This is a genomic window from Flagellimonas cixiensis, assembly GCF_042134615.1.
GTDB classification, from domain to species: Bacteria; Bacteroidota; Bacteroidia; order Flavobacteriales; family Flavobacteriaceae; genus Flagellimonas; species Flagellimonas cixiensis.
In genome coordinates this window covers 888,786-908,364 of record NZ_CP169639.1, presented here as the reverse complement: position 1 = coordinate 908,364, position 19,579 = coordinate 888,786, and the positions used below count along the sequence as shown (strand labels likewise).

Sequence of the window (19,579 nt, the reverse complement as noted above, 5' to 3'; positions counted from 1 at the left end):
TTGTGGGATTTTCTTACTTATTGTTACTTTGTAAGTAAATTCTTTACAAGGAAATAAGTATTTCATGAATCGATTGGTAATCTTTCTTATGTGCTTGGTGATGTCTTTTGGCGCTTTAGCTGCCAATGGCCAAATAACTCGTTTGGAAAAACAGGTGTTGGTAGACCTTTACGAAAGTACCAATGGTGAGCAATGGAAGGTAAAATGGGATTTAAATGCACCCGTTGAAACTTGGAATGGAGTTCAGTTAAAAGATGGGCATGTTGTAGGAATTTCTCTTTTTATGAACAACCTTGATGGTGTGTTGCCAGAAAGTATCGGAAAACTAAAACATCTTACAGAACTTAATTTAGCCTTCAATAATATTACAGGCATATTGCCCAAGGATATTGTGAAGCTGGAAAATATAAAAGTGCTTCGATTGGAGATGAACCGCATCAAAGGAGCCTTGCCAACAGAAGTTGGTCAAATGAGAAAACTGGAAATATTTTCAATGTTCAATAACTTTCTCACCGGACCGATTCCCGAAGGTTTTGGTACCCTAGTCAATTTGAAGGAACTCAATTTGTCCAGTAATAATTTGAGGGGTATTATCCCTAAATCTATAGGTAATTTGACAAAGTTGCAGGCTCTCGGACTTTTCGAGAATAATTTGGAAGGCGAGATTCCTGCGGAAATTGGAAAATTGGGAGCACTTAAAGAGTTGGTCTTGGCCAATAACCAATTAGGCGGAGAAATTCCTCAAGAATTCGGACAATTGGCAAGTCTGCAAATACTTCAATTACAAAATAATCAATTCAATTCGTTTACGGGATTAAAGCTTATGAATACGAAAGAACTCTTGGTATTCGACTCTGATGACAAGTCCTTAAATCCTAAGTTTAACAATATTCAATTTGAACGTACCCGAATGGCTGACACCAAGTTCGAGGACGACGAAAACGATTAGTAGTAGTTAGTTATCAATTTAGTTTGTCTGGTTTGGGGGTGCCGTTTAGGGGCCCCTTTTTGTATTTGACCATATTAAAAAAGGATTTTAGGAAATATTTAACCAATCTAAAATTTGTACGAAATAGATTTGCACCATCATTAATTAACTAAACCAATGCGAAAACTAATCATATCGGCACTTGTTGGTGGTGTCATAATATTTGTTTCCCTCTATTTTGCAGGTTTAATTGCGGGAAGTAAGGATACAAGAAGGCCTCCGGCCCAAAAAGTCGTCAAAACCGTTTTTGTTGACACGGTATCCAATGGTACTATTCCAATTGTTGTGCCCGCCAATGGAAATTTAAATGCCAAAAAACGTGTAGAACTATATTCGGAAGTTCAAGGGGTTTTTAGGGCAGGAAGTAAATTATTCAGAGCCGGTCAGGAATACAGAGCAGGGCAAACCCTAATTCGCATTGACGAGAACGAATACTACGCATCCGTACAAGCCGCAAAAAGTAATCTTTACAATTTGTTGACCTCCATTATGGCGGATTTGCGATTGGATTACCCAGAGATTTATCCCAAATGGCAGGCCTATCTAAACGGTTTCGATTTGGAAAAAACCACTCCCATACTGCCTAAGATGGATACAGAGAAGGAAAAGTTCTTTATTTCTGGAAGAGGAGTGATCTCTGATTATTACAATGTAAAGAATTTGGAACAACGACTTTCCAAACACACCATAACCGCACCGTTTGATGGAGTATTGGCCGAAGCTTTGGTCACCGAAGGAACTTTGATTCGCTCCGGTCAAAAGTTGGGTGAATTTATCAATACTGGAGTTTATGAGCTCGAAGTATCGGTGAGCAAAACCTATGGGGATGTTTTAAGGGTTGGAAGAAAAGTGGAATTGTCCAATTTGGATGGAACACAATCCTATACTGGCGAAGTAATTCGTGTGAACGGAAGAGTGGATCAAGCTTCACAAACCATCACCGTTTTTATTGAGGTTAGTGGAGATAATCTAAAGGAAGGTCAATATCTCGAAGCCAAACTAGAGGCTCGCGAAGAAACCGACGCCATCGAAATCAATAGATCTCTATTGTTGGAAAACAACCAAATTTTTGTGGTGAAGGATTCCATATTAGATCTAATGGATGTGAACCCTGTTTATTTTACGGATAAAACAGTAGTGCTTAAAAATGTACCTGATGGCGAAGTGATCGTATCCCGACCAATGACAGGTGCTTATGCAGGCATGTTAGTGAAAATTTACGACGAAAGTAAATCCTAAAAAAACACAGCCGTGAGAAAACTTATCGCGTATTTTATTAAATACCACATGGCAGTTAATGTCTTTATATTGGCATTTCTTGTCTTTGGTGTTGTGGGCATGCTTTCGCTCAAGTCCTCGTTCTTTCCATTGAACGAAGCCCGAAATATTTCAATCACCATTACCTACCCAGGTGCTTCTCCCCAAGAAATTGAAGAAGGTATTGTGCTTAAAATTGAGGACAATCTAAAAGGTTTGCAAGGGGTTGAAAGGGTAACTTCCACATCAAGGGAAAATAGCGGGACCATTAACGTTGAGATTGAAAAAGATCGTGACGTTGATTTTATGCTTCTCGAAGTGAAAAATGCCGTGGACAGAGTGCCCACCTTCCCAACGGGTATGGAGCCTTTGGTGGTCGCAAAACAAGAACCGGTTCGACCTACCATAAGTTTTGCGGTGAGCGGGAAAGATATCCCGTTGGCGACCCTAAAACAGATTGGCAGACAAATTGAAAATGACCTGCGTGCCATTGATGGGATTTCCCAAATCCAAGTGGCGGGTTACCCCAATGAAGAAATTGAGATTGCCGTAGATGAAGACAGGTTATTGGCCTATAACCTCACATTTAATGAAGTGGCCAGTGCCGTTGCCAACGCCAATATTTTGGTGACCGGGGGAAACATTAAAACCGTTACCGAAGAATATCTGATTCGTGCGAACAACCGTTCCTATTACGGGGACGAACTTTCCAATATTGTGGTTCGAGGCGATTCTGACGGTCGTGCCGTTAGATTGAAAGATGTTGCCACCATCAGGGACCGATTCTCAGAAACTCCAAACGCCTCTTATTTTAATGATGAGTTGGCCGTAAATATTACCATTACCAGTACCAATACCGAAGATTTGTTGGGTTCGGCCGAAAAGGTAAAAGAATACATTACCGATTTTAATGAACGATACACCAATGTGCAATTGGATATCATAGATGACCGTTCCATCACCCTTAACCAAAGAACCGAATTGCTTACCGAGAACGCAATTGTAGGTATGATTCTGGTTTTGATATTCCTTTCACTTTTCTTGAACACAAGATTGGCATTTTGGGTGGCCTTTGGATTGCCCATAGCATTCTTGGGAATGTTCATTTTTGCTCCTATGTTCAATGTGACCATAAACGTGTTGTCCTTGTTTGGGATGATCATTGTTATCGGTATATTGGTGGATGATGGAATTGTGATTGCGGAAAACATCTATCAACATTATGAAGATGGTAAATCGCCCGTTAGAGCCGCGCTAGATGGAACCATGGAAGTAATTCCACCGATTCTTTCCGCTATTATCACCACAATTTTGGCTTTTTCCATATTCCTTCATTTGGATAGTAGGATTGGAGAGTTCTTTGGTGAAGTATCTGTAATTGTAATATTGACCTTAGTGGTCTCCTTGGTGGAAGCCCTGATTATTTTGCCAGCTCACTTGGCGCATTCAAAGGCATTACATCCGCAAGACAACAAACCAAAGACGGGTATCGCCAGTGTATTTGCCAAATTGAGGGTAATCAACAAAATGGGGGATAATATCATGAACTTTATGAGGGATAAGTGGTATAGCCCTGCCTTGAATTTCACCCTGAAGTATAAGGTCTTAACATTTTCCCTATTCTTTATGGCCTTGGTCTTGACCTTAGGCTCCATTGGTGGGGGAATTGTGAGAACCTCCTTCTTTCCGAGGGTCGCAAGTGACCAAGTATCCATTGAATTGACAATGCCAAATGGTACCAACGAAAAAGTGACGGATTCCATAATCAGTCTAATCCAAGATAAAGCAAGAATTGTGAACCAAGAGCTTACCGATAAATACCTTCAGGGTATGGATAAAATGCTCTTTGTAAATATGATCAAAAATTTAGGGCCAGGTTCCTCATCAGCTAGATTGCAGATCAACCTTCTGCCGGGTGAAGAACGTCCAGATGGAATTCGTTCCGATATGGTAACCACTCGATTAAGAGAGTTGGTGGGGCCGGTAATTGGGGTGGAAAGTTTGATTTATGGTTCTGGAGGCAACTTTGGAGGTAGTCCTGTATCCGTTTCACTTTTGGGCAATAATATTGCAGAGCTAAAAGCGGCCAAAGAAGAAGTGAAGCAAGCCATGTTGAGTAACTCCAACCTTAAGGATGTTACCGATAATGACCCAGCGGGAATCAAAGAAATCCGTTTGCAGCTCAAAGAGAATGCCTATTTGTTAGGTTTGGACCTACGTACCGTAATGAATCAGGTAAGATCGGGATTCTTTGGGGCACAGGCACAACGTTTTCAAAGAGGTCAAGATGAAATCCGGGTTTGGGTTCGTTACGATCGTGAAAATAGATCGTCCATTTCCGATTTGGATGAAATGAGGATTTTGGCCCCTAGTGGGGACAGAATCCCACTTAAGGAAATTGCAACTTATACCATTGAAAGAGGGGATGTGGCCATCAACCACTTGGAAGGAAGAAGGGAAATTCAAATATCTGCTGATTTAACAGACCCAGAAACAACCAGTGGAACCGATGCCATGGCTTGGATAAGAACAGAGGTAATGCCCGAAATCACCTCTAAATATCCATCCATTTCGCCTTCCTACGAAGGACAAAACAGGGAGGCCAATAAATTGTTCGGTTCCCTTGGCTTTGTTGGTCCAGTAGTATTGTTCTTAATTTTCATCACCATCGCATTTACTTTCAGAAGTTTCAGTCAACCTTTATTGTTGATTTTGATGGTGCCTTTTAGTTTAACAGCAGTAGCTTGGGGACATTGGATCCATGGATTCCCCATCAATATTCTGTCCATGCTGGGTATTATTGCCTTGATTGGGATTATGGTGAACGATGGTTTGGTGCTCATTGGAAAGTTCAACATCAACCTACGTGCAGGAATGACGTTTAACGACGCTCTTTATGAAGCAGGACGTTCTCGTTTTAGGGCCATCTTCCTTACCTCGGTAACCACCATTGCAGGTTTGGCACCACTGTTATTGGAAAAAAGCCGTCAAGCTCAGTTTTTAAAACCAATGGCCATTTCCATTGCCTACGGTATTGGTTTTGCGACGATATTGACCCTTTTAATGTTGCCTTTGTTCCTTTCCTTTGGAAATGCCATCAAAGTAGCTGCAAAGCGCTTGTGGACCGGTGACAAGGTATCTGCTGAAGAAGTAGAAAGAGCCATTCGTGAAATGCATGAAGAAGAAGAAATGGACGAAGATCATTTTCATGGTATCAATGGAACCAGTTACCAAAATGACACAGAACAAGACGACCACGAAACTTCAAAAGTTGTAGAGGAGACCGCATAATGAAAAACACTTTTTATACTACAATCCTAGTTTTTATGTTGGTAGGTCAGTGGGCTTTTGCCCAAGACCAAATACTTACAAAACAGGAGGCCATTAATATGGTTTTGGAGAACAACTTGGGAATTCAAGTTGCCAAAAATTCCCAATTAATTGACGAAAACAATGCCGGAATATTAAACTCAGGTTATTTGCCCACTTTAAGTGGGGTTGCTGGTGGGACCATTGATAAGCAAAACTCTGAAGGGGTTTTGGCCAATGGGGATACCAGAACGGCCGAAGGAGCCGAAACCAGAAGGTACAATGCTTCCGTGAGCCTTAATTATACCTTGTTTGATGGATTGGGACGGTATTATGATTATAAGAGTTTTAAAGAACGCTCCCAACAATCCGAATTGGAAGTGAGGCAAACTATCGAAACCACCATACTCCAATTATTTTCGGTGTATTATGAAGCTGCTCGTTTAACCGAACAGACGAATACCTTGGAACAGGCCTTGGAAATTTCCAAAGACCGATTGAAACGGGCAAAATACCAATTTGAGTTTGGACAAAATACAGGTCTGGATGTATTGAATGCCGAGGTGGATATCAATACGGATAGTATCAATTTGTTGAACTCCAGGCAATTGTTGCGAAACACCTTGAGGGATTTAAACCTTATCCTGAACAGGGAACTAGCTACACAATTTGAGGCCGATACCACAGTGAATTTTGTGCCCGGCTTGGAAATGGAAAATATGCGCCTGGAAGCCAAGGAGAACAACGTAAGAATGCAGATCGTAGAGAAAGACATCAATATAAGCAACTACAACTTTAAAGCCAGTAAAAGCGGCTATTTGCCTACTATTGGCCTAACCGGAACTTACGGTTGGAATGAATCGACAAACAATAGCCCTTTGGCGTTCGCGCTTCAAAATACTTCTACGGGGGTTACAGGAGCGGTAAATTTAAGCTGGAACTTATTTGACGGTGGTAGAACCATCACCACCGTAAAGAATGCCAAAATATCTTATGCCAACCAAGAGCTGGCCAAGAAACAAATTGAACTGGAAGTTGAGCGTGATATTAGAAATGCTTGGGACAGTTATACCAATGCTCTGTATGTATTGGAAGTACAGGAAAAGAACCTTCAGACCAATCTGAATAACTTTAACCGTACCGATGAGCGTTATAAATTGGGGCAGGTGACCTCCATTGAGTTCAGGCAGGCACAGTTGAATTTATTGAACGCCGTATTGGCCAAAAGCCAAGCCAAATACAATGCGAAAATTGCAGAGCTTCAAATGTTACAAATTAGTGGACAATTACTCAATGTAGAATTTTAGGCCATGTATGAACATTTGTTCCAATGTCCGTATTGTTGGGAGGAAATCTCTTTTTTATTGGATTCCTCGGTACACCAACAAACCTATGTTGAGGACTGTGAAGTCTGTTGTAACCCAATTGAGGTGACCGCCCAATTCGAAAACGATCAACTTACTTTATTTGAAGTGAACGAATTGGGACAGTGATCTATTGGTAAACCCGCATGTAGTCAATTTCAAAGGTGTCCTCGGTAAAAGAATCGGGTACTTCACCCCCCAAATTACCTCCAATAGCCAAATTTAAAATAAGGTAATGGTCATGGTTATAGGGTTTGTCCTTGGAATTAGGCAACTCGTAAACCAACTTACCATCCACAAAGGTTTTAATGGAATCAGTAGTCCACTCCATGGCAAAAACATGAAAACCATCCGCGCTTTTGGGAAGGGTAAGCGTCCCGCCCTCATTTTTATATTCTTTGGAATTTAAATCCCCCCAATGAAAATGGGAAATAGTACTGTTTTTGTCCCACCCTGTTTGTTCCAAAATATCGATTTCCCCACAAAGTGGCCATCCCACACTCCCAAATTGATCTCCAAAATAATTCCCCGTTTCATTTACATCTACCCCCAAAGTCCAAATGGCAGGCCAAGTGCCTTCGGAAGAGGGCAATTTGGCTCGAACTTCCACTTTACCGTAAGTAAACTTAAACTTTGAATTCAATCTTGCCGATGTATAATTCTTGTTTGAATTTTGTGTGGTGTAGCCTTCTTTAAAGGCTGTTATTTTTAATGTGCCATCACCAACAGAGGAATTTTCTAAGCGGTCGGTATAATGTTGTAACTCATCGTTGTACCAGCCGCCATTGTTTGGTGCAAAAGTTTGATGGTGCCATTTTTTGGCATCGGGTTTTCCCTCGTATTCAAATTCATCGGAAAAAACCAACGTATTGAATTCTGAAGATACAGGTTTTATTTCTTTAATAACCAAAACTTGGGACATATAGCATCCTACAAAAACGAAAAATAAGATAATAGCTCTCAAAATGTTGCCTTAAAAGTTTATTGAAAGCTACTAAAGTTTTTTTACTTTTTGTGGGGTATCTTCAAGGAGTTACGGAAGAGGGTTGGTTGTTTTTTGGACCTTGAGTTTTTGCATGCGTAAAATAGCGAAGCCAATGCTTGCGCCTGTAAAGGCCAAAATGGAACCCACAACACTGGCATAGGTAACCTCTAAACCAAAGACCATAGGAAGCCCGCCCAAATAGGCACCCGTAGCATTTCCCATATTAAATGCACTCTGATTCATGGAAGAACCCAATTTTTCGGCCCCTTTTGCAGCTTTAATAATGGCAATTTGAATGGGTGCAGTAACCGAGAAAGTAATCACTCCTACAATAAAACTGATTACAAAAACAGCAATATCGCTACTGGCGAAAAGCGCGTTGCACAACAAAATGGCGGTCATGCTCAACAAGCTAATGATCACGGATTTTACAGGAGAAAATAGTTCAACCATGCGAGCTCCGAGAAAATTCCCTACGAACATGCCAACCCCGGCCACGATCATAACATAACCCACATTGGCTTCCGGAAGTTGGGTCACATTGATCACTAATGGTGCAATATAGCTGTACCAGGCAAAAAATCCACCGGTGCCAATGGTTGTTAAGGCGATCAAGGCCCATAATTTTTTATTTTTCAATCCTTGGGTGGCACTTTGGGTCACATCCGTGCCGGTTTCTTCCAGCGATTGTACGGGCATCCAAAAGTAAAGGCTTGAGAGGGTGGCAATTCCAGCAATTCCCACTAATAGAAAAGAATACATCCAATGAAATTCTTGTCCGATATAGGTGCCTAAAGGCACCCCGATCATATTTGCCACGGTTAAACCTGAAAACATAACGGCCATGGCTTGTGCGGCCTTACCGGGTTTGGCCAAGTAGCCTGAAACCACTGCGCCAATACCAAAAAATGCCCCATGTGGCATTCCCGATAAAAATCGGAAAAGCATCATGGTCCAATAATTTCCAGAAAAGGAAGACAGTGTGTTGAACACCGTAAACCAAAGCATTAAAAACAACAAGGTTTTTTTGGGGGGTAACCTGTGTGTTATCCTTGCCATTACTGGAGCTCCAATTACCACGCCCAACGCATAAATGGCAATAAAGTGACCTGCTTTGGGAATGGAAATATCCATGCTTTCGGCAATGTTGGGCAAGATTCCCATGATCACGAACTCGGTGAGCCCAATGCCAAAACCACCTATGGCTAGTGATAAAAGTGCTTTTTTATTGGTTGATTTTGTGTTGTTTTCCAAGTTGAAGGAATTAAACGACAAAGGTAAGTCGTAACCCTCGGAATAATTGCAATGATATTAGCTTAATTCTATTTTGTATTACCTGTGAAATAAAACAGCCTTGATGGTTGGACTAATTCAAATACCTTCAAAAATGAAACAACTAATTCTGAAAAGATGGTAAACGCTCAAGGCTGTTTTGAAGACTACTTCTACTGCACAACCAAAGTATGTTTAAATGATTGATATTCGGTAAAACCTTGTCCGTTAGTACTTTTCCCGACCTATAAGAACCATTTTTAAGATAAAATAAAAGAGGCCCGTTCAATTGAACGGGCCTCATAACCAACCTAACTAATGTGTTTAATTGATACAAGGTGAAGGATTGGGTCCAAATTCTCCCAAAATCTCACCATCTGGTGTTTCAATAGTATACACATGTTCTTCTTCAAATGCTCCACTGGTATAAGAGATGACCAGTTCGCTGGTGCCTTCGGGAACCACAACTTCAAATGTGGCTTCCGAGCCTGCGGCAAAAGTATAATTGGTAGCAACCCCATCAATTTCGAAGGTGACAAATGCTCCATCCCAACCATCGCCATATAAATCTTGCATTTCTATGATCCAAGTTCCAGGAATTGTTACTCCGGACATGGGTGAACACTTCACTAAAACCACAAAATTAAAGGCTTGAAGCTGTTCTGGCTGTCCTGTAACATTTGCACTAAAATTATCGACGGTAACCACGGTGCCGTTATCGCCAGTTGCTGTTCCTAAAAACCGTATAAAATCCCCTCCGGAAATGTCATCCACAGTTAAGCCCAATTGACTTGCGATTTCGGTGTACGGAATTGAAATATCACTTGGAAAATCAGTGATTGTAGTTAAGGCAATGGTGTCTGTGGAAACACCGCCCAATTCCATGGTTACGCTCAAATCCCAAGATGCCACATTGTTGCTTGGCGCACTAACCGTACCCGATAAAGAGGCATTGGCCAGTTCTCCTTTTGGAACAATGGTTTGATCTAGATTGATTCGCACATAAGGTGCCGCAGAGTTTTCCAGTTCAAACACATTGAGTGGATTTTTATCGTCGTCTTCACAGGCTGCCATGAACAATACCATGAGAAAAAGACCGAATATATATTTATAAGTACTTTTCATTTGTTTTGTATTTAGGTATTAAATCAATTCACGAATCCTTCAGGATTGGTGTCCCAAAACACTGGAGTGTCAGGGGCACTTTTCTGAACAATGTTCGTATTACTATCGGCAGCGGTTTGTGAATACCACATAGATCTTAAGAAAGTTCCAGGGTCAGATACGGCAAATGCAGGTGTAAGATTATCGGGCTGCCCTGTTCTTCTGTAGGTATTGTACGCCTCGATTCCGTTGCACCAAAGGGCAATAAAATATTGCTCAGCTATAATTCTCATTTTATCGGTATCGTTACCTGAATCGTAATTGGTCAAAATTTCTGCGATGTGATTGTCAATGGCTGTTGCGGTTGGAACAAATCCTGATCCACTGGCCAATGAAGCGCCAAAGTTGACCACAGTACCTATGGATTGCCTGATTCCCATTTCCAAATAGTCACGAGCACTTCCGGTTGTATTTAAGGTCAATGAAGCTTCGGCCAACATAAAGTAGGTGAATGAAGACATCATGATGGGAGAGATACCTGCTCCGGCCAAACCTTCGCTAACTGCCCCTGACCCAGAAACATTTCTAAAGGAATCGTCATCAAAAGGACCCCCAACAGGGTAAGTTCCATGTAATGTTCTAAAGGCATCATCTGGTGGAATACCATCATCATCCAAGTGGTTTCTACCCCAATAACCATCCAAACCATTGATGGCAGGAACAGTACAATAAGGTTGACTGGGGTCCCACCAAGAAGGTAGGGAAACTTCGGTGACACATTCTTTGGTAATTACATCAGCACCAGAAAAATCCGATTGCTGTCGGTAGAAATAATACCGAATTCTTGGATCGGGATCATTATATTGATTGGCCATCAAATCCATATAGTAGTTGCTGGTATAAAAGTCTGAACTTGGTCCAGCACCATCATAATTGGCATCAAAATAAGGGTGTCTACTATCTGGTGAGGCATTGTTGGTCCCCCACTGAAAGAAGAAATCGTCTGCTGGATCTGTAATTAATTGTCCACTATTGATCAACTCATTGATTCGCGTTGTACTGATGGCAGGTCCAAACCCGTCCGCATTGGCAATACGGGTTTGAAGATAAAGCTTCAAACGCATGGTGTTGGCCAGCTTTCTCCATTTGCTTTCATCTCCATCGTAAAATAGATCATTGGATGGCAAAACGGTCTCATCTTTGTTTAGATTGGCAATCGCATCCACCAACAATTGGTCTGCTGCCAGATAAATGCTCGCGCCAGAATCAACTACGGGATTTAAAATGCCTTCGCCCCCTTTGGCAGCTTCGCTATAAGGTACATCTCCAAAGAAGTCTACCATGGTCATCATAATATAAGCTTCCAAAATCTGCCCAATGGCTATATGGGTGTATTGCCCAGCTTCTTCGGCCAATGGGTTCATGGTTCTTATATCAATTAATGCTCTGGCATAAACGTTGTCCCATACCCTATCAAAATCCGTAGGGTCATAATTTTCTCGGTATGTCGGTCCAAATCCGTGTTGGATTCGAACAGGTTCCATTCCAAACTGACTTAGCCCGTTTTCAGCCCTGCCTTCTTCGCCAGAGTGAATTTGGGCCGTCATCAATTGTATTTGGTTTAAAAAGAAATCGACACTTGCCTGCGACGGATTCAGTGCATTTGGACTCTCCACCACATCCAAGGAAGTGGTCTCACAGCCCAACATGATTGTTAGCGCAGCGATTAAGAGACTTAGTATCTTAGATATTTTTTTCATAATATTATTTTTAATTCTTGTTAGCTGCTGTTAAAATGATGCTCTCACAGTTAATCCATATCTTCTTGTGGATGGTCCGGTAAAAAAGTCGATTCCTTGACCGTTACCTACCCCTGTACTGGAGGAGTTGGTGTCGTATCGAACATCGTCTGGGAAGTTGACGGCCTTGAACCAGAGGTTGGAACCGGAAAGGGTAAAGGAGAGGCTGCCAAATGGGGTTCTTTCCAACATTTTTGATGGAAGAGAGTATCCCAATGAAGCTTCTTGCAACCGAATGGTAGATCCATCAAACACATTTATTTCGTTGATGCCTCCTCCAAAAAAGGTGTTAAAACCAAATTCTGTTGAGGTAATGGCCACATTGTTGGGTGTGCCATCGGCAAAAACTCCGGGAAGTATGTAGTTGGCTTCTCTGTGAAGCGGATCATCAGCATCTACAACACCTCTACCTATTAAACCAGCAGTGGTAACCGAATAAACATCACCACCATGGCGGTATTGTAAATTGGCCGATAGAGTGAAATTCTTGAACGAAATGGTAGGTATTAGCGCCGTGGTCCAATCTGGGTTTGGATCCCCTATTTCTGAAATATTATTGTTCACCAAATATCTACCATTGCTTCCTACAATATTATTACCGTTATCGTCTTTTAGGATGGTTGTTCCCAAGAACACACCAAATGGTCTGCCTTCCACCGCGTAGTTGGCGGCTTCCCCGGCGACCCCGAAGGTCAATAGAATGTTGTTTGTTCCTTCGGCTAGATCAGTTACGGTAGTTTCGGTTGTGGTAAAGTTACCAGCGATGTTAAATCCTAATCCTGATTCGCTTTCACGGAAAATGTCCAAATCATAATCTACTTCTACACCTTTGGTCTCTACTTCTCCAATATTTACAAAAGTGGAACGGAAACCTGTAGAACTGTCCAAAGTTCTGTTGGTGATCAAGTCTGTAGTTGATTTTTGGAAAACACTTACATTCAAATTAAGGCTGTTGAACAAACGGGTATCCAAACCAATTTCCAATTCTTGAACCTTTTCTGGCTGAAGGTCACGGTTACCCAATACATCGGAAACCGTATTTCCTGAAACCACAGTTCCGTCGGTGTCCACAAAAGTTCTAGCTCCCAGTGTCAAAACATCTCTTGTATTGAATGGAGTTGGGAAACCCGCGGATGAACCATAACCCACTCGAAGTTTGGCGTAGTTAAGGAAGTTTCCCTGTAATGCGGGAATAGCTGTTGTTGGAATAAATGATAAACTGGCTCCTGGATAAAACAATGAGTTGTTGTCTGTTTCCAAGGTGGAGGACCAGTCATTTCGTCCAACTACATTCAAGTATACCATGTCTTTATAGGAAAGTGTGGCGTCCAAATAAATACCCACAAGGTTTTCCTCGAAATTTTGGTTCAATGCAGTACCAGAAAATGAGTTTACGGATGATGGGGTGGTAAAGTTGAAATGCTCCAACACTCCAAAAACCAATTGCCCTTGACTTTCAATACCGTCCTGTGCATAGGTGTCTCTACGGCTGTTGGCCCCTAAAGTAGCTTGAAGGTTCAGGTCATCTGTCAATGCTTTTTCGGCACTTAGAATCAAATCGTGGTTCCAAATGGAATTTCTTACGGAAGTGGTTCTCAAGATTCCCAAGGTCGGGCCATCTACACCTCCACGGTTTTGACCATAGGAATTTAACTCGGTATAGGTATCCAAACCAACTCTATAGGTTAAATTCATCCAATCGTTTATTGCATAACTCATGGAGAGGTTACCGGTAAAACGGTCTGTTTCCTGTGATGTTTTTGAGTTGGCTACTGTCCAATATGGGTTTTGTATATCGTTACCAGAACGGTAGTACAAACTTCTACCATCTGCGGCTTGGAAAGGGATATTGGTGAGGTCAACACTTCGCGGGGTGTACAGTACATCCCCAAAAATGGCCGAACCATTAAATGCTGCTCCACTTCCTGTACTTACCGCGTTGGGCGGCGATTTGTATCCTGTTCTAGCAAAATTGAAAACACCTGAGACGGTAAAATTGTTGGAAAGTCGGGCATTACCACCTAAACTAAAGTTGTTACGGGTCAGTTTGTTGCCAGGGGTTACACCTATATCTTCATTACGACCGTAATTGGCATTGAAATTTATTTTTTCTGAACCGCCACGAACATTTACAGAAGTACTGTACACATATCCTGTTCTAAAAAATTCTTCAACCCCATTATAAGGTACATAAGGATATTCATCGTCCAATAAGTCTTCGTAACCCGCAATAAGTGTTGGGTCTGCTATGTAATTGAAAGGGTGTTGTAGAATGGCCTCGCCATTGGGACCAGTTCTAATAAATTGACCGGCTTGGGCCACTCCATCATCATCTGTACGGTCAAAGCGAGGACCCCAGTTACTAAAAAAGTAACCAAACCCTTGGTGAAAACCGCCTCCGTAATTGTCTTGGTATTTTGGTAATACGGCATTGGACATAAATACGGATTGGGTTATGGATACTTCAGTTTTTGAAGCTGTATCTCCAGATGAAGCCCCTTTGGTGGTGATTAAAATCACCCCGTTACGTCCACGGTTACCATAAAGCACGGTTGCGCTCAAACCTTTTAAAACACTTACGCTCTCAATGTTGTTCGGGTCCAGATCCAAAAACCTACTAGATTCGGTGTTACCGTCCAAAAAATTGGTTTGGGTGTTGGTGCCGGAATCAAACGGAATACCATCGACAATAAACAACGGCTGGTTAGATTGAGTGGCAGAGGAATACCCACGAATAATAATATTGGTACCCGAACCGGAAAGTCCATTGTTTGCGGTAATGTTCACACCAGCGACCTTACCATTCAACACCCGAGCAATGTCGGCTTCGGGCCTGGCTTCCACTTTTTCGGATTCTACCGTGGTTACGGCATAACCCAGGGAGCGTTTCTCCCTAACGATACCTTGTGCAGTTACAACTACTTCTTCCAGTTGTGAGGCATCTTCAACCATTTGCACATCAATGGTGTTGCTGGCACCAACGGTACGTTCAATGCTTTGCATTCCTAAATAGGAGAAGACGAGGACGGCTCCTTCCCTGGCATCAATGGCATACATCCCATCAAAATCGGATTGGGTACCCTGAGTGGTTCCCTGAATGATGATGTTAACGCCGGGCAAGGGTACACCATCTTGATCGGTTACCGTACCGGTTACCGTTTTTTCTTGGGCCTGGACAAATGCAAACGATAAGCATATAGCCACCAGAGCTCCAAACAGTTTCTTTACTTTCATACGAATAAAGTTTTGTTAGTAAATGAATCGAGTTAGGCAACTGAGAAAGGTGGGCGGAGTAAGGTAAAATGATAGCTAATTCAAATAATAGTACTTCTGGGAAGTGAACAAAACTTAATGGATTTTGTTTTTTAGAAGTAAGGCCTCTCACCGCCCTACCTTTACAATTGCATAACAAATCAATTCATAAGCTGGGTTATAGAGGTACTTTTAAAACGGATGGTACCTTTTAAAACCTTTTGCCGATGGGGAAGTACTGTTTTTAACATAAAACCAAAGTGTTTTTAGTTGAATGAGGAGCGTAAAAAAACCTCTTGGTTTCAAGAGGTTTTTAGCAAATAGCCTTAACGATTTAATGTTGATGATTAGGTTTTTTTAAGCCATTTGAATTTCAAAGGAATAAACCATCGAACTTCGGTAATCGTTCGGGCAAACTCCAGTCACCTTTTTAAAGGCTGTATAGAAACTGTTCTTACTGTTAAAACCCACTTCGTACATAATCGCCTTGACACTAAGATGAGGTTCCGATGCCAGTAAATGTTTGGCCTCTTTTATGCGATACTCGTTTACAAATGCATAAAAGTTTTTGGAGAAATAGGTGTTGATCACTTGTGAAACTTTATACCGATTGTGTTCGATATGGGTTGCCAGATCATCCAAGCCAATGTCGTTGCTTCTATAAATCTTGTCTTCCTCAAAGGCTTTTTTAATTTTCTCCCTAATGGTTAACGCTTGATCCAAGGTGAGTCCAGATTTTCGGTATTTCTTTGGCGTCTTGAATCGTTTTTTAACCGGGTCCTCTTTGTCCAGGTATTTCAATACCATGTGTTTTAGCAGTCTTCTCATTTGATTGAAGTTTTTGATTGATGACTACTAGTTACCCATTTTGTAAGTGTTTATCGGTGTTCCCGATAAGAGTTTACCCTTCTTTAAGGAGGTCGAGGTACTGGCTAGGGGTGAGGTCGGTATTTTTCTTGAATGCTTTGTTGAAAGAAACTTTATTGTTGTAACCTACTTCATAGGCAATATCGATGATATTACGTTCGTCTTCCGATTGTAGTAATTCTTGAGCTTCTTTTATGCGATAGGAATTCACAAATTGATGGAAGGTCATATTAAAATGTTCATTGATCAACTGCGATGCATTATGTCGGGTCGTATCCAATTTATCCGCAACCATATCCAAATTAATGTCATTGCAACGGTACAGTTTTTCCTTTTCGAACAAGTCCGTCAAATTTTCTTTGAGTTCATGGCTCAAACTATGTGTTAATCCCGATTTTACATATTTGGGGAACAATCTATTGGTATAGGCGTAACATCCACTGAACACATCGGGCTGTACATTGGCAGCATACCCTACATATAAAACCATGGCACTCATTAATATAATTGGGGCATGGAACATAATGCCACTGTTTTGTCCGGCCATAATGTACAATCCATAAATAATATAAACCACCACATAGCTTACATGGATCACATACATGTTTTTTTGCCAGATCCGAGTTTTTTGAGGTAGTTCGTTGTTGCTTTTGTTTATAATCTTATGAACGAAATAAGCGTAAATGGCCAACGACAATGCTTTAAGAATGACCATTAAAACAAGTTTGGTTGAATCGCCAGGATTGAGCCCTTCCTGCAGGCGGTTTAGCATTTGTAATATTTTTTCTGAACCTGTAAAGGCATATACAGTGAAGATCATATATACCATTAAAATTACGGTGGGTACAAAATGCAGCAAGTCTTTTTTGTTAAAATCATGAGATTTGGATACTCTTCTGAAGTATAAATAAAGCAACGGGCCGTACATAAAGGATGACCAGGTGGACATTAAATAGGTGTGCGGATATTGAAACACGTAATTGGTTTGATTCACACAAATATTTAAAATAAATAGGGAGTGAATAAAAATGAAAATCGATATAAGTACTCGCGCCTGCTTATCTATTTTCTTGCTAATAAGTAAGAATAAGGCAATGTAGAACCCGACCAGGGAAACAAAAAAGTAAAAAACTGACCAAGCAGTAATGTTTGGGATAACCGTCCCCGATAATTTTTTGAACTCTTCGTTCTCGCGAATTGTATCAAAACCATCATGTAGTAAAAATGTAGGGTGAAAGTCAATCTCGAAATAATCATAAATGCTGGAAAGTGCACTTTTTGAATCGTCTAACGCGGCTTGACATAATGCCAGTTTTTTGATTACATGAATTTTTTCCGCCTTGTTTTCAATATTCAGGTTTTGCTCATATAACGGAATCGCCTTTTCAAATTCGTGTGTGTTAAAATAATAGTCGGCCCATTCCAATGAACTTTGGAAAGTTACTGTTGAGGGGATTCCTCCGGTGGTTGCCGTTGCAGCAAAACCATGGCATATCATTCCATTGAACAATAGAGATAGCAAGACAATGTAGTTAGTTAATTGTCTCATTTTGATTGATGATGAATTAGTCTTAACAATTTAGGGAAATAACATGTTAAAAACGTTAAGAAACTATTAAAATAGGTAAGCCCCGATAAAAGTTTACTCTTAGTTAAGTATATAACTATCTAATATTATGTGTATTATATTTTTGAAAATTTATGGTTGACTGTTTTAAGGGTTTACAAGTAAAGTTCATGTTGGATGAAAATACAATTACCAAAGTCAATCATTGACAGCTATATTTTTTAATCAATGAAAGGTGGCCTGTTGGGCAGGAAAATAGGTAGAACACACTTTAATGGAGGTGTAAATTAATGATTGTCAATGGTCCATAAAGTATACGCATTGAAATAAAACAGTAAAACTTCTATAAAAAATGGATGTAAAACTTTAACTTTAAGTAATCTCTCATTTTTGAATAACCTCTATAGTTCAAATGCGATGAGTTACAAGATAACCTATGCCGCAATAAATAGACAAGTAGAATCCAATTCTATTGCTGAATCCTTATTGGATATTTCCATCAAAAATAAGATTCCACATTTACACGAATGTGGGGGTAATGGCATTTGTACCACTTGTAGGGTTAGAGTGTTGGAGGGTATCCAAAATCTAAGCCCAAAAACGGATTTTGAAAATGTTAGTTGCCATGCTAGAAAATGGGACCCATCTATTCGTTTAGCTTGTCAGGCAAGACCCAAAGGGGATGTTAAGATCCAACGGTTGATATGGTCGAGTGGTGAAGTCAACAACCTACAAAAAGAATTGGTTCCAACAGGTTTGGCCGAAGAAAGACCCATTGCCATTCTGTTTTGTGACTTAAGGAACTTTACCAACCTTTCTTCACATAATCTTAATTTTGACATAGCTTATATGTTGAACAAGTTCTACACTGCTTTGGGCGAACCAATTTTGATGAACAATGGAGTAATTTATCAATATGTTGGGGATGAAATAATTGGAGTATTTGGCACTACTGGCGGAACGGCCAAAAAGAATTGCGAAGATGCAATTAGGGCAGCCTTGGGAATGCATTATGCCCTTGATTTCTTGAACCGCTCCGACCTTAAAGACATTGACATAAAACTCAAATCAGGAATAGGGATAAATTTTGGTAATGCCTATATAGGCCATCTGGGCCATCCAACACATAAGCAGTTTTCGGTTATTGGCGACCCGGTAAATGTGGCGAGCAGAATTCAGAACGAAACGAAGGCAACCAATACCAAGATTTTGATTTCGGATACTGTTTTTGGTAATATTGACAAGGAAACCGTTGAAATTGGTCAATGTTTCTTGAACAAATTAGCGGGCAAGGATGATCCTTTAAAGCTTTATGAGCTCATTGGATTTAATGATATGGACCTGCAGTTGGAGCTTCAATCCTCGATGAACATTATGTTGGCAGATGAAGGTAAATTTGCTGAAATATTCTATGAGAAAGTTTTTAACTACGCCCCTTATGTAAGGGATTTGTTCAAAAATAATATGGCCGACCAAGGAAGATTGCTCACACATATGTTGGGTGGGATAGTATATTCCCTTTCTAGACCGGACCATCTAAAAAGAGGCTTGGCAAAATTGGGTCAGAACCACACACATTATGGTGTTAAAGAAGAGTATTACCCTGTAGTTAAACAATCGATGATAGAGACCATAGATGAAGTCCTTGGTGAGAATAAAACATCACAAACTTTGGAGGCATGGGGAGCCGCACTTGATTTTGTAATAGATACGATGAAAGAGAATGCCAATCTAAAACCAAAAATGTATTAGAATTTTTTGTTTAGCGACGCTGTACCAAAGGTTTTGGAATTAATTCTGTGATAAGTTTTCAGT

General features: G+C 40.7%; 13 protein-coding genes. 6 read left to right on the top strand and 7 right to left on the bottom strand.

Features of this window, described 5'->3' with window-relative positions; genetic code table 11:
• Window positions 1-64 precede the first annotated feature (64 nt).
• From ABT310_RS04050 to ABT310_RS04030, 5 genes are all read left to right on the top strand, one after another.
• Window positions 65-949: a hypothetical protein gene (locus ABT310_RS04050; RefSeq protein ID WP_375325466.1), complete on the top strand. Its 885-nt coding sequence runs from the start codon at window positions 65-67 to the stop codon at window positions 947-949.
• Window positions 950-1,105: 156 nt separating this feature from the next.
• The gene (locus ABT310_RS04045; RefSeq protein ID WP_375325465.1) at window positions 1,106-2,227 is read left to right on the top strand and encodes an efflux RND transporter periplasmic adaptor subunit; all 1,122 of its coding nucleotides are present in this window, start codon (window positions 1,106-1,108) and stop codon (window positions 2,225-2,227) included.
• Between the two features lie 12 nt (window positions 2,228-2,239).
• The gene (locus tag ABT310_RS04040; protein ID WP_375325464.1) at window positions 2,240-5,536 is read left to right on the top strand and encodes an efflux RND transporter permease subunit; all 3,297 of its coding nucleotides are present in this window, start codon (window positions 2,240-2,242) and stop codon (window positions 5,534-5,536) included.
• A complete protein-coding gene (locus tag ABT310_RS04035) occupies window positions 5,536-6,861 on the top strand; it encodes a TolC family protein (protein ID WP_375325463.1) in 1,326 nt (441 codons plus the stop codon). Before ABT310_RS04040 ends, ABT310_RS04035 begins: the two co-directional genes overlap by 1 nt.
• A gap of 3 nt (window positions 6,862-6,864) precedes the next feature.
• Window positions 6,865-7,047: a CPXCG motif-containing cysteine-rich protein gene (locus ABT310_RS04030; protein WP_375325462.1), complete on the top strand. Its 183-nt coding sequence runs from the start codon at window positions 6,865-6,867 to the stop codon at window positions 7,045-7,047.
• Between the two features lies 1 nt (window position 7,048).
• Here the strand turns inward: ABT310_RS04030 and ABT310_RS04025 are convergent, their stop codons facing one another.
• The 7 genes from ABT310_RS04025 to ABT310_RS03995 all read right to left on the bottom strand — a co-directional run bounded on the left by ABT310_RS04025 (window position 7,049) and on the right by ABT310_RS03995 (window position 17,746).
• A complete protein-coding gene (locus ABT310_RS04025; RefSeq protein ID WP_375325461.1) occupies window positions 7,049-7,840 on the bottom strand; it encodes a family 16 glycosylhydrolase in 792 nt (263 codons plus the stop codon).
• A 111-nt stretch (window positions 7,841-7,951) separates the two neighbouring features.
• Window positions 7,952-9,157, bottom strand: coding sequence for an MFS transporter (locus tag ABT310_RS04020; protein WP_375325460.1), 1,206 nt, complete (start codon window positions 9,155-9,157; stop codon window positions 7,952-7,954).
• 342 nt (window positions 9,158-9,499) lie between these two features.
• Window positions 9,500-10,300, bottom strand: coding sequence for a hypothetical protein (locus ABT310_RS04015; RefSeq protein WP_375325459.1), 801 nt, complete (start codon window positions 10,298-10,300; stop codon window positions 9,500-9,502).
• Window positions 10,301-10,323: 23 nt separating this feature from the next.
• Entirely contained in the window at window positions 10,324-12,039 is a 1,716-nt protein-coding gene (locus ABT310_RS04010) for a SusD/RagB family nutrient-binding outer membrane lipoprotein (RefSeq protein WP_375325458.1), read from the bottom strand.
• Between the two features lie 30 nt (window positions 12,040-12,069).
• Complete coding sequence (locus ABT310_RS04005) at window positions 12,070-15,312, bottom strand: SusC/RagA family TonB-linked outer membrane protein (protein WP_375325457.1); 3,243 nt, start codon at window positions 15,310-15,312, stop codon at window positions 12,070-12,072.
• Window positions 15,313-15,687: 375 nt separating this feature from the next.
• Window positions 15,688-16,158 carry a helix-turn-helix domain-containing protein gene (locus ABT310_RS04000; protein WP_375325456.1) on the bottom strand — a complete coding sequence of 157 codons (471 nt, stop codon included), beginning with the start codon at window positions 16,156-16,158 and terminating at the stop codon, window positions 15,688-15,690.
• 73 nt (window positions 16,159-16,231) lie between these two features.
• Window positions 16,232-17,746 carry a helix-turn-helix domain-containing protein gene (locus tag ABT310_RS03995; RefSeq protein ID WP_375325455.1) on the bottom strand — a complete coding sequence of 505 codons (1,515 nt, stop codon included), beginning with the start codon at window positions 17,744-17,746 and terminating at the stop codon, window positions 16,232-16,234.
• Window positions 17,747-18,181: 435 nt separating this feature from the next.
• Between ABT310_RS03995 and ABT310_RS03990 the strand changes: the two genes are divergently transcribed.
• On the top strand, window positions 18,182-19,516 hold the full coding sequence (locus tag ABT310_RS03990) for an adenylate/guanylate cyclase domain-containing protein (protein WP_375325454.1): 1,335 nt from the start codon (window positions 18,182-18,184) through the stop codon (window positions 19,514-19,516).
• Window positions 19,517-19,579: the final 63 nt, after the last annotated feature.

What these genes read in the sequence shown, in the direction of transcription:
- ABT310_RS04050 (WP_375325466.1), top strand. Translation starts at nt 65, where the DNA reads ATGAATCGATTGGTAATCTTTCTTATGTGCTTGGTGATGTCTTTTGGC.
- ABT310_RS04045 (WP_375325465.1), top strand. Translation starts at nt 1,106, where the DNA reads ATGCGAAAACTAATCATATCGGCACTTGTTGGTGGTGTCATAATATTT.
- ABT310_RS04035 (WP_375325463.1), top strand. Translation starts at nt 5,536, where the DNA reads ATGAAAAACACTTTTTATACTACAATCCTAGTTTTTATGTTGGTAGGT.
- ABT310_RS04030 (WP_375325462.1), top strand. Translation starts at nt 6,865, where the DNA reads ATGTATGAACATTTGTTCCAATGTCCGTATTGTTGGGAGGAAATCTCT.
- ABT310_RS04025 (WP_375325461.1), bottom strand. Translation starts at nt 7,840, where the DNA reads ATGTCCCAAGTTTTGGTTATTAAAGAAATAAAACCTGTATCTTCAGAA.
- ABT310_RS04015 (WP_375325459.1), bottom strand. Translation starts at nt 10,300, where the DNA reads ATGAAAAGTACTTATAAATATATATTCGGTCTTTTTCTCATGGTATTG.
- ABT310_RS04010 (WP_375325458.1), bottom strand. Translation starts at nt 12,039, where the DNA reads ATGAAAAAAATATCTAAGATACTAAGTCTCTTAATCGCTGCGCTAACA.
- ABT310_RS04005 (WP_375325457.1), bottom strand. Translation starts at nt 15,312, where the DNA reads ATGAAAGTAAAGAAACTGTTTGGAGCTCTGGTGGCTATATGCTTATCG.
- ABT310_RS04000 (WP_375325456.1), bottom strand. Translation starts at nt 16,158, where the DNA reads ATGAGAAGACTGCTAAAACACATGGTATTGAAATACCTGGACAAAGAG.
- ABT310_RS03995 (WP_375325455.1), bottom strand. Translation starts at nt 17,746, where the DNA reads ATGAGACAATTAACTAACTACATTGTCTTGCTATCTCTATTGTTCAAT.
- ABT310_RS03990 (WP_375325454.1), top strand. Translation starts at nt 18,182, where the DNA reads ATGAGTTACAAGATAACCTATGCCGCAATAAATAGACAAGTAGAATCC.